This is a genomic window from Frankia sp. AgKG'84/4 (assembly GCF_023242965.2).
GTDB lineage: Bacteria > Actinomycetota > Actinomycetes > Frankiales > Frankiaceae > Frankia.
This window is the reverse complement of the sequence record NZ_JALKFU020000138.1, coordinates 1-10,622: the sequence shown is the minus strand read 5'-3', so window position 1 is coordinate 10,622 and position 10,622 is coordinate 1. Positions and strand designations below refer to the sequence as shown.

Below are 10,622 nucleotides of genomic sequence, written 5' to 3'. Positions count from 1 at the left end.
CGCGGCACCGGCCCGGCGGCCGGGCGAGCCGGGTACGGCCGAGGCGGCGTCCTCGGCCAGAGAGGTACGTCCGGACGGCTATTATCCGACGGGCCCGCTGCCAGGCCCCGCGCACGATGAGGACGCGCCGGTCTATGTGATCTCCATAGCGGCGCAGCTCGCCGGGATGCACCCGCAGACCCTGCGCTCCTACGACCGGCTGGGGCTCGTGACCCCGGGTCGCACCGCTGGGCGTGGGCGGCGTTACTCCGCCCGGGACGTCGCCCTACTGCGCGAGGTCCAGCGACTGTCGCAGGAGGAGGGTGTCAACCTCGAAGGGATCCGGCAGGTGCTGCGCCTCGGTGCTCAGGTGATGGCGTTGCAGGCGCAGGTCCGCCAGCTCGCCGAGGAACTCGCGAAGGCCCGTGCCGACGCGGCCCGCCAGGTCGCCGAGGCGCACGCGAGTCATCGGCGGGATCTCGTACCGATCGACCGTGGGGCAGTGGTGGTGTGGCGACCACTGCCCCGCCGCTGACCGCATCCGCCGGCCAGGGACGCCGGCCTGACCGCATCGCCCCGGGGGCTTCTCCCGGCCCGGACGGGCCGGGAGAAGCCCCTTTCGCTGTTGGCCCGCGCCCTTGCCACCGACCCACCGCCAGAACTACCAAGGTTGAGTGGGAACGACTCAGGTAAGATGAGCGTTGAGTAGGTTGACTCCGCGCTTCGCCGACCAGCTGGGATCCGCCATGAACGCAGAACGCCTCACCGCCCGCTCGCAGGAGGCCCTCTCCGCGGCGATCAGTCGAGCCACCGGGGACGGGTCGCCGCTCGTCGATCCACTCCACCTGCTCTCCGCGTTGCTCGAGGCTCCCGACGGGGTCGGTGCGACGCTGCTGTCCTCGGTCGGCGCGTCGGTGGACGCGGTCCGCGCCAAGGCCGAGGCCGCCGTGTCCCGGCTGCCCCGGGCGACCGGGATGAGCGTCTCCGCTCCGCAGCTCTCCCGCCAGCTCATCGCCGTGTTGACCAACGCCGAGCGGCAGGCCGCCCGGCTGGGCGACGAATACACCTCCGTCGAGCATCTGGTGGTCGCGCTGGCCGAGGAGGGCGGCGAGGCGGGCCACATCCTGACCGGTGCCGGGGCCTCCGCCGACGCGCTGAGGGCCGCCTTCGACAAGGTGCGCGGCGGGGCCCGGCGGGTCACCAGCAGGGATCCCGAAGGCTCCTACCGCGCGCTGGAGAAGTACTCCATCGATCTCACCGAGCGCGCCCGGCAGGGCAAGCTCGACCCCGTGATCGGTCGTGACCCCGAGATCCGCCGGGTGATCCAGGTGCTGTCCCGGCGCACCAAGAACAATCCAGTCCTCATCGGCGAGCCGGGCGTCGGCAAGACGGCGATCGTCGAGGGTCTCGCGCTGCGTGTCGTCGCGGGCGACGTGCCCGAGTCACTGCGCGGCCGGCGGATCGTCTCGCTCGACCTCGGCTCGATGGTCGCCGGCTCCAAGCTGCGCGGTGAGTTCGAGGAGCGACTGACCTCCGTCCTCAACGAGATCCGCGAGGCCGAGGGCCAGATCATCACGTTCATCGACGAGCTGCACACGGTGGTCGGCGCCGGCGCCGCCGAAGGCGCGATGGACGCCGGCAACATGCTCAAGCCGATGCTCGCCCGCGGCGAGCTGCGCATGATCGGCGCGACCACCCTGGAGGAGTACCGCACCAGGATCGAGAAGGACCCCGCCCTGGAGCGGCGTTTCCAGCCGGTCGTGGTCGGCGAGCCGACCGTCGAGGACACCATCGGCATCCTGCGCGGCCTCAAGGAGCGCTACGAGGTTCACCACGGTGTGCGGATCACCGACGCCGCCCTCGTCGCCGCGGCCACGCTGTCGGATCGCTACGTCACCGCACGGTTCCTGCCGGACAAGGCGATCGACCTGATGGACGAGGCGGCCTCCCGGCTGCGGATGGAGATCGACAGCCGACCGGTCGCCATCGACGAGCTCGAGCGGGCCGTTCGCCGGCTTGAGATCGAGGACATGGCGCTGTCGAAGGAGAACGACGAGGCATCGCGGGAACGGCGGGGCCGGCTGCAGCGCGAACTCGCCGACCGGCGTGAAGAGCTCTCCGGTCTGACTGCGCGCTGGCACCGCGAGAAGGACTCGATCTCCGAGGTCCAGAAGATCAAGGAGGAGCTGGAGAACGCGCGCCGGGCGGCGGAACTCGCCGAGCGGGACCTTGATCTGGCCAAGGCCGGCGAGCTGCGCTACGGCACCATTCCGACGCTGGAGAAGCGCCTCACCGCCGCGACCGACGCGCTGGTCGGGGCCGACGCCCCCGGCGGTGCGATGCTCAACGAGGAGGTCGGTCCGGACGACGTCGCCGAGGTCGTCGCCGCCTGGACGGGCATTCCCGCCGGCCGGCTGCTCGAAGGCGAGACCGCGAAGCTGCTGCGGATGGAGTCCGAACTGCACGCCCGGGTGATCGGGCAGGCCGATGCGGTGCGCGCCGTTTCCGACGCCGTGCGCCGGGCACGGGCCGGCATCGCCGATCCTGACCGGCCTACCGGATCGTTCCTCTTCCTCGGGCCGACAGGCGTCGGCAAGACCGAGCTCGCGAAGGCGCTCGCCGACTTCCTGTTCGACGACGAGCGTGCGGTCGTGCGCATCGACATGAGCGAGTACGCCGAGAAGCATTCGGTCGCCCGCCTGATCGGAGCGCCGCCCGGTTACGTCGGTTTCGAGTCCGGCGGACAGCTCACCGAGGCGATCCGCCGACGGCCTTACAGCGTGATCCTGCTCGACGAGGTCGAGAAGGCCCATCCCGATGTCTTCGACGTGCTGCTGCAGGTCCTCGACGACGGTCGCCTCACCGATGGGCAGGGCCGGACGGTCGACTTCCGCAACACCATCCTCATCCTCACCTCGAACCTCGGCTCGCAGTACCTGGCCGACCCGACACTCAACCCCCAGGTGCGGCGGGAGTCGGTGATGGTCGCGGTGCGGGACGCCTTCAAGCCGGAGTTCCTCAACCGGCTCGACGACGTCCTGGTGTTCGATCAGCTCGGCCGGGAGGATCTGACCCACATCGTGGACCTGCAGCTCGACCGGCTGCGGAATCGTCTGCGGGATCGCCGGATCACCCTGAGCGTCACCGACGCGGCCAAGGGCTGGCTGTCGGATGTCGGCTACGACCCGGTCTTCGGCGCGCGACCGTTGCGCCGGCTGGTGCAGACGGCGATCGGCGATCAGCTCGCCCGGGAACTGCTCGCCGGCCAGGTCCGCGACGGCGACGAGGTGCTGGTCGACGCCGCGCCGGACGGGCCCGGGCTGACTGTCTCCGCCGCCGTGACGACGACGGCCAAGACGCTCTGAGTGACCCAGCGGGCGGACCCGCTCCAACCGGAGCGGGTCCGCCGTCGGGTGGTGGCGGAGGGGCGCCGGCATAGGGTCGGTTCATGGCGGTCAGATCGGACATTGTCGTCTCGTCGGCGGTTCAGGCGGCTCTAGCCGCCGGTGAACCGGTGGTGGCGCTGGAGTCGACGCTGATCGCGCATGGGCTGCCCAGGCCTCGCAACCGCGACGTCGCCGTCGAGTTGGAGCAGGACCTTCAGCGCCGAGGTGTGACGCCCGCGACCATCGCGGTGATCGACGGCGTTCCCCGGATCGGCCTCGAGGAGGCCGATCTGCTCAGGGTCGCCGACGACCCCGACGTGGTCAAGCTGTCCGTCCGGGACCTGCCGGCGGCCTGCGCCACCGGCAGATCGGGCGCGACGACAGTGGCGTCCACGGCTCTGCTCGCCGCGCGCGCCGGGATCCGCCTGTTCGCCACCGGCGGCCTCGGTGGGGTCCACCGCGGTGCGCAGGACAGCTTCGACGAGTCCGCCGACCTCGTGACGTTGGCGGCGACGCCGATCACGGTGGTGTGCGCGGGGGTGAAATCGATTCTCGACGTCGGCGCCACCCTCGAACGGCTGGAGACGCTCGGCGTGACCGTCCTCGGATACCGGACGTCCACCTTCCCCGGGTTCTACCTACCGCACACCAGCTATGACCTCGACTGGCGGGTCAGCGATCCGCAGCAGGTCGCGGACACGATGACGGCGGCGGACACGTTGGGACTCGCCTCCGCCATCGTCGTCGCCAACCCGCTGCCCGCCGATCAGGCGCTCGATCCCGTCCTGCACGATCGCGTGCTCGCCGACGCGCTGGCCTGGGCGGCCGAACGCGGCATCCGCGGGAAGGCGGTCACACCGTTCCTGCTGGAGACCTTCCACCGCGAGACCGGTGGGGCCAGCCTGGAAGTGAATATCAACGCCGTGCGGAACAACGTCGCCGTCGCGGCTGACGTCGCCCTCGCCTGGCACGCTCCGGGGTCCGCGGCCGCGCGGTAGTCCGCAGGGCCTGGAACAGCGTCAACGCGCGGGCACGGACAGCTGACGATCCGCTTTCCGAACCGGCGCACGAGCCACGGACCTGCGACGATTCGTGGCGGGCCGTGACGCCGGGTCGTGAGACAGCTCCTGCTCGCATCGGGGTGAGTCACTGCCTGACGCACGCCTGGGCGGTGACCCGCCCACGGCCCGGCCGGGAGGGGGCGGCGGATCGTGTCATGGATGCTCGGGCGTCGGTCCGCCTGGATCGTGATCGTCTTCTGGGTCGCTGTCGGGGGGATGCTCAGCCCGATGGCCCTGCGCATCGACAACGCGCAGAAGAACGACGCTTCCGCCTACCTGCCGCGGGACGCCGAGTCCACCCGCCTGCTCGCGGCTCAGCGGAACTTTCCCGGCGGGGACGCCGTACCCGCGGTCGTGGTGATCCGCCGTCCGAGTGGCCTCACCGCGGCCGACCGGCGCGCGGCCACGGCGGTCGCCGGTGCGCTGCGCCCGTTCGCCTCCGGGCCGGCGGTCGGGCCGATCGTCTCGCCGAACGGCCGCTCGCTGATCCTCACCATCCCGATGGCGCAGCAGGACGACGCGAGTGCCTTCACCGCCGACGTGCGGGAGATGCGACACGTGGCGCGCCCGCTCGTCCCCGCCGGCGCGGATGTCATGATCACCGGTCCGGCCGGTCTCATCGCCGACACCTTCCACCTGTTCAGCATGATCGAGTCTCGGCTGCTCCTCGTCACCGCCGCGATCGTCGCGGTGATCCTGCTGGTGGTCTATCGAAGTCCGCTGCTGTGGCTGGTGCCGCTGATGTCGGTGGGCATCGCCGACCAGACCGCCGCCGGCATCATCTACCTGCTGGCTCGGCACACGGGGCTGACGGTCAACGGGCAGAGTTCCGGCATTCTGCGGGTCCTCGTCTTCGGCGCCGGTACCGACTACGCGTTGCTGCTGATCGCCCGTTACCGGGAGGAGCTAACCCGCCACCGCGAACCGCGGCAGGCGATGACCGAGGCGCTGCGGCGCGCTGGCCCGGCCATCGTGGCGTCCGCCGGCACTGTGATCATCGGGATGCTCTGCCTGCTCTTCGGGGTGCTCGCGTCGGACCGGGGGCTCGGGCCGGTAGGGGCGATCGGCATCTCCACCGCCCTGATCACGATGACCACTCTGCTGCCTGCGGCGATGGTGCTGGGCGGGCGGCGCCTGTTCTGGCCCAGGATCCCCCGTTTCGGGGAACATCCGCCGGTCACCGACACGGCCCGGCGCGGGCCCGCGGCGCTCACCGCCCACGCCGCGGCCCTCGCCGCGCCGACCGTCCCGGGCCACGAGGACCTCTCCGAGTTCGACCTCGCCGAGGAACCGGGACGCTGGGTCCGCATCGGCGCGGCGATCGACCGCCGGCCCCGCACCGTCTGGGTCCTCACCTCCCTGGCCCTCGGCGCCCTCGCGCTGGGGCTGTTCGCGATGGACACCTCGCTGCGGGGGGACCAGGGCTTCCGGCACGAGGTCGAGGCGGTGCGCGGCATCGACCAGGTGTCCGCCGACTTCCCTGCGGGGATCACGGCGCCGACCTACGTCATCGCCGCCAGCGCGGCGGCGCCGCTGGTCGAGGCCGCGATCCGGGGGACCCCGGGGATCGCCGGCGTGTTCGAGACCGGTCGCGTCGGCGCCCACGTGCAGTACCTCGCCGTGCTGCGGGACCGGCCGGACAGCCCGGCCTCGTTCACCGCCGTGCGCGAGCTGCGCACCCGGGTGCACCGCGTGCCCGGCTCGCAGGCGCTGGTGGGCGGGAACACGGCGGTGAACCTCGACGTGCGGGCCGCGGCGGTACGGGACCGAATCATGATCATGCCGTTGGTGCTGGCCGTGGTGTTCATGGTCCTGATGTTCCTGCTACGGGCGATCGTCGCCCCGCTCGTGCTGATGGCGACCGTCGTGCTGTCCTTCGTCGCCGCACTGGGAGCGAGTTCGGTCGCCTTCACGTGGATCTTCGACTTCTCCGGTTCCGACCCGTCCCTGCCACTGTTCGGATTCATCTTCCTGGTCGCGCTCGGGGTGGACTACAACATCTTCCTGATGACCCGTGTCCGGGAGGAGGCCCAGCGGATCGGCCCCCGCCCCGGCGTGCTGCACGCGCTGGCGGTGACCGGCGGAGTCATCACGTCCGCGGGAGTCGTCCTGGCCGCGACCTTCTCCGCCCTGATCATCTTTCCGCTCGTCCAGCTCGCCGAGGTCGGCTTCCTGGTTGCGTTCGGCGTTTTGCTCGACACCCTGGTCGTGCGATCGATCCTGGTGCCGGCCCTCACACTGGATATCGACCGGCGGATCTGGTGGCCCAGCCGCCTCGCCCGCGAGGACGACAGCCTCCCGGTCAGCTCCCCGGCCCACCTGGAGATCGGCGCGCTGCCACCACCCCGGCACGGACCATAACGGGTATGGCCGTGCGGGTAGGCCACAGTCGACCGCCGCCGGGGCACCGGCGCCATCAGGCCGTCAAACCGGACGTGTGTTCGCGGACTACCACCCGCTGCACGCATTCCGGTCGGGCGGGTCACAGCCGCGTCCTAAGGTTGCCCTATGGCCGAAGCGCTTCTGCCTGATCCCACCCGCTGGCGGGTTCTGCCGCCGGCCCTGCGGCAGCTTCGGCGGACGCTTCTGCTGCTCGGCACCGTCCCCGCGGTGGCGCTCACCATGCTCGTCTCCGCCACTCTCGGCGGCTGGCCGTGGGTCCTGCTCACCGCCGTGCCCCTGGCGGCGGCGGGGTGGACCTGGCACTCGATCGGCCGGGTCTGGCGGGCCTGGCGCTACGCCGAGCGGGAGGACGATCTGCTGATCAGCCGGGGCGTGCTGATCAGACGGGTAGTGGTCGTCCCGTACGGACGGATGCAGCTCGTCGACGTCACCTCCGGCCCCCTCGCCCGGCGGTTCGGCATCGCCAAGGTGCAGCTGCACACCGCCGCCGCGACCAGCGACGCCGTCATCCCCGGCCTGTCCCCACCCGAGGCCGCGCGGCTTCGGGACGCCCTCACCGAACGCGGCGAAGCCCGGTCGGCCGGGCTGTGACCGCCAAGCCCGGCACCGCCGACGGGCCAGCGGCACGGCCCGCCACCCCACCACCCCAGGCCTCGCCGACCACCCCCGTGGCGGGAACCGACGGGTTCAGCCGGTTGCATCCGCTCACACCGTTCCTGCGCAGCTGGGTGATCATCGGCGCGTTCGTGGCGACGGTCGGGCGGGACCTCGCCACGGACATCACCGCCCGGGCCTTCGGCCTCACCATGATCTTCCTGATCCCGGCCGCGGGCACCTACGGCTACTGCGCCTGGCGGTTCACCCGCTACCGGATCGAACGCGACGGCCTGCGGCTGGACACCGGCGTGCTGCTGCGGCGCACCCGCTACGTCCGCCTCGACCGGCTCCAGTCCGTGGACATCCTCCAGCCACTGGTCGCCAGGATGGCCGGCCTGGCGATCCTGCGGCTGGATCTCGCCGGACGGGAGCGCCGGGAGCACCGCGAACGGCACGACACCGACGGCGGCGACTCGGGTTCCGACCTGCGCTACCTGTCGATCGGGCACGCCCACCGGCTGCGCGCCGAGTTGCTGGCGAGCGCGACGGGCCTGGCCAGCGACACCGCCGAGGCGCCGAACCGTCCGCCCCTGGCCGAGGTGCCGCCGCGCCGGCTGATCGCCGCGATCGCGCTGTCCCCGGCTCCGTGGGTGGCGCTGTTCGGGGCGGCCGCGATCGCCGTGCCGTCGCTGCTCACCGGCACCCTCGCCGGCGTGGTCGGGGCGATCCCGTTGCTCGGCTGGCTCTGGCATCGGACCGTTCGGGTCTTCGCCAGCGGCTACCCGTACCTCCTGTCGGAATCACCGAACGGCCTGCGCATCGACAGCGGCCTGCTCGGGCGGGCCCACGCCACCATCCCGCCGGGGCGGGTGCAGGCGATCAGCATCCGCGCACCGCTGCTGTGGCGACCGTTCGGCTGGGTCACCATCCGGATGAACGTGGCCGGCAACGGGCCGTCGGTCCTGCTGCCCGTCACCCGGCGGGAGGACGCGCTGACGCTGGTCGGCGCGCTGCTGCCCGGGGTGGACGTGGCGGCGGTCGAGCTGACCCGCCCGCCGCGGCGCGCGGTCGCGCTCGCTCCCCTGCACTGGTGGGTGCTCGCCTGCGGTGCCGACGAGCAGGTCTTCGTCTCCCAGCATGGATTACTGCACCGGCACCTTGACGTGATCCCGCACGGCAAGGTGCAGAGCATCCGGCTGGTGGCCAACCCGCTGGCGCGGCTGCTGCGACTGGCCGACGTCCATCTCGACACCACCGGCGGTCCGGTCCGTGTGAAAGCCGCCCAGCGCGACGGCGACGAGGCACTGCGCCTGGTCATCGCACAGGCGGAACGATCCCGACCGAGCAGGGACCGGTCGCCTCCGGACCGCTGGCTGACCTGAGACCGCGGCCGGTTCAGCCGAAGGTCGGGAACTCCGGGCCGAACACCGAGCCCCACAGGGCCACGGCCTCCTCGTGGTTACCGGCCTGTTCGGCGGCGACCGCCTTCGCCGAGTAGAGCCGGGCGAGTCTGATGTTCTCGCCGAGCGCCTCGAGATCCTCCGGACGGACATAGCCGGACAGGTCCCCGCGCACGTCGGCCGGGTCGGCCACGGCGAGGCCGTCCTCGTCCATATGCCGGAAGACCTCGGCGAGGCCCTGCCGGGTGTTGAGGCCACGACCGGCCAGCACCTGCCCGGCGAGTGCCTCGATGTGGAACGAGCGCAGATGGCTTCCGCACACCCGGTTCCACGCCTTGAGCAGCCGCACCGCCGACATGACCCGCGGGCCAAGATCGGCCATCCAGCTCATGTGCCGCTCCGGCCGGGTGGGCAGCCAGCCGCCGACTCGGTCGGGCATGACGTAACCGGCCCGCGGATGGTCGAAGGCCGGCACCAGGTGCACGTCGGGCGGCGAGTCGTAGACGATGCGCAGCGCCTGGCCGCGGCTGCCGATCGTCTGGATCCGCTCACCACCGATCGCGTTGCGCACACACAACACCAGGTCGCGGGAATCCCAGCGGAAACGCTTCCAGGCGCTGTTCGCCGCGGAGAACACCGCGAAGATGTCCACCTCGTCCAGCGGGCTGATCATCGTGTCCCGACCGGCCGAACCGATCGTCGCCACCCCGACCAGCGGCAGCGCGCACCGGGGTGGGAAGATCGCCCGCAGCGCCCGGTCCGCCTCGTCACGGCGGGCGGCGATCACCGCCTTGTCCTCGACACTGAGCCGGACCATGTCGTCGAGCTTGGCGAACGCCCGCGCGGTCGTACCGACCAGCAGCGGGCCGGTCATCGCCCCGGTCGCCGGGTTGATCGGCGACATGGACGGCTGGTGGCCCGCGGGTTCGTCGGCCGGGAACAGCGCGTTGGGCGCGTCAGGCGTGGACTCGTTCGACCGCCGCCAGTGCGACGGAATGATCAGATGGTCGTAGGTGACCTCATCCGGCCGGACTCCGGCCGGCGTACCCCGAGGGGTTTCCACGCTCATGCTGCTGACCTCCCAGGCGCAGGTAGCGCCGAACCGTTCGGGCTCCCCTCCCCGGACCCGGGACGGGCCTCCCACGGACCGCCCCCGGACGTCCCGCCCTAGCTCGGCCCGTCGGCCAACGGTCGCGACATCGCTTTACATGGTGCCCCAGGGCATCACGGTCTGAACAGGGGGCTGCCGGCGCGGCGTGTCCGCCGGCCGGGCTGTGACCGCGAAACTACGAGAATGCTGCTGTCGCGTGCCCGACAATGAGCCACCAAAGGAGCAACGGATACACAATGTTGACCGGGTAACACAACGGTTTCGGTTGGGCAATTGGCCGTTGCCACCGGGCTCGGCCCACTGCGCCGCAGGTGGGAGGACATGTGCAGGGTAATCCCGCCACTGGGCGGCCCGGGCGATCCCGGCCGGGCGGCGGGCAGCGGTGCGTGCCGCGGGGGTATGGGTCAGCCGGCCGGCGGCCGTAACCAGATCCGCCACCACTCGGCTACCAGTACCGGGGTCGGCACGAACGAGGTGGCCTGCCCCAACCGTTTGCCGACCGCGTCGCCGCGGCGGATCCGCGTCTCGACCAGCACGCCGCGGTGCTCCATCCAGCCGGCCGCCGCCCGCACCGCCTCGGTGGCGTAGCCGTCGCGCCGTGCGCCCTGCCCGATCGACACCCCCACCACCGCGCGGCGGCCATGGGTGTCCGCGGCCAGCAGACCCACGGCGGATGGCTCGGACC

General features: G+C 71.8%; 7 protein-coding genes and 1 pseudogene. 6 read left to right on the top strand and 2 right to left on the bottom strand.

Translation table 11 applies throughout. The annotated features are described in order from the left end of the window. Positions 1–97: 97 nt before the first annotated feature. From MXD58_RS11335 to MXD58_RS11310, 6 genes are all read left to right on the top strand, one after another. The gene (locus MXD58_RS11335) at positions 98–514 is read left to right on the top strand and encodes a heat shock protein transcriptional repressor HspR (protein ID WP_250609294.1); all 417 of its coding nucleotides are present in this window, start codon (positions 98–100) and stop codon (positions 512–514) included. A 211-nt stretch (positions 515–725) separates the two neighbouring features. Further along, a complete protein-coding gene (clpB, locus tag MXD58_RS11330; protein WP_248841233.1) occupies positions 726–3,344 on the top strand; it encodes an ATP-dependent chaperone ClpB in 2,619 nt (872 codons plus the stop codon). A gap of 83 nt (positions 3,345–3,427) precedes the next feature. Further along, positions 3,428–4,363 carry a pseudouridine-5'-phosphate glycosidase gene (locus MXD58_RS11325; protein WP_248841232.1) on the top strand — a complete coding sequence of 312 codons (936 nt, stop codon included), beginning with the start codon at positions 3,428–3,430 and terminating at the stop codon, positions 4,361–4,363. 222 nt (positions 4,364–4,585) lie between these two features. Next, the gene (locus tag MXD58_RS11320) at positions 4,586–6,787 is read left to right on the top strand and encodes an MMPL family transporter (RefSeq protein WP_248841231.1); all 2,202 of its coding nucleotides are present in this window, start codon (positions 4,586–4,588) and stop codon (positions 6,785–6,787) included. Positions 6,788–6,934: 147 nt separating this feature from the next. Then, a complete protein-coding gene (locus MXD58_RS11315; RefSeq protein WP_248841230.1) occupies positions 6,935–7,420 on the top strand; it encodes a PH domain-containing protein in 486 nt (161 codons plus the stop codon). Continuing rightward, a complete protein-coding gene (locus MXD58_RS11310) occupies positions 7,417–8,808 on the top strand; it encodes a PH domain-containing protein (protein WP_248841229.1) in 1,392 nt (463 codons plus the stop codon). The genes MXD58_RS11315 and MXD58_RS11310 overlap by 4 nt, the downstream gene beginning before the upstream one ends. Before the next feature lie 13 nt (positions 8,809–8,821). On the opposite strand, the gene MXD58_RS11305 is transcribed toward MXD58_RS11310, so the two are convergent. After that, positions 8,822–9,895, bottom strand: coding sequence for an SMODS domain-containing nucleotidyltransferase (locus tag MXD58_RS11305; protein ID WP_248841228.1), 1,074 nt, complete (start codon positions 9,893–9,895; stop codon positions 8,822–8,824). Positions 9,896–10,341: 446 nt separating this feature from the next. Further along, a pseudogene (locus MXD58_RS11300) lies at positions 10,342–10,622 on the bottom strand (GNAT family N-acetyltransferase); the annotation flags it as partial.

Excerpts from the sequence above, each read along its gene's own strand:
- clpB (WP_248841233.1), top strand. The coding sequence starts at position 726 with ATGAACGCAGAACGCCTCACCGCCCGCTCGCAGGAGGCCCTCTCCGCG.
- MXD58_RS11325 (WP_248841232.1), top strand. The coding sequence starts at position 3,428 with ATGGCGGTCAGATCGGACATTGTCGTCTCGTCGGCGGTTCAGGCGGCT.
- MXD58_RS11320 (WP_248841231.1), top strand. The coding sequence starts at position 4,586 with ATGCTCGGGCGTCGGTCCGCCTGGATCGTGATCGTCTTCTGGGTCGCT.
- MXD58_RS11315 (WP_248841230.1), top strand. The coding sequence starts at position 6,935 with ATGGCCGAAGCGCTTCTGCCTGATCCCACCCGCTGGCGGGTTCTGCCG.
- MXD58_RS11305 (WP_248841228.1), bottom strand. The coding sequence starts at position 9,895 with ATGAGCGTGGAAACCCCTCGGGGTACGCCGGCCGGAGTCCGGCCGGAT.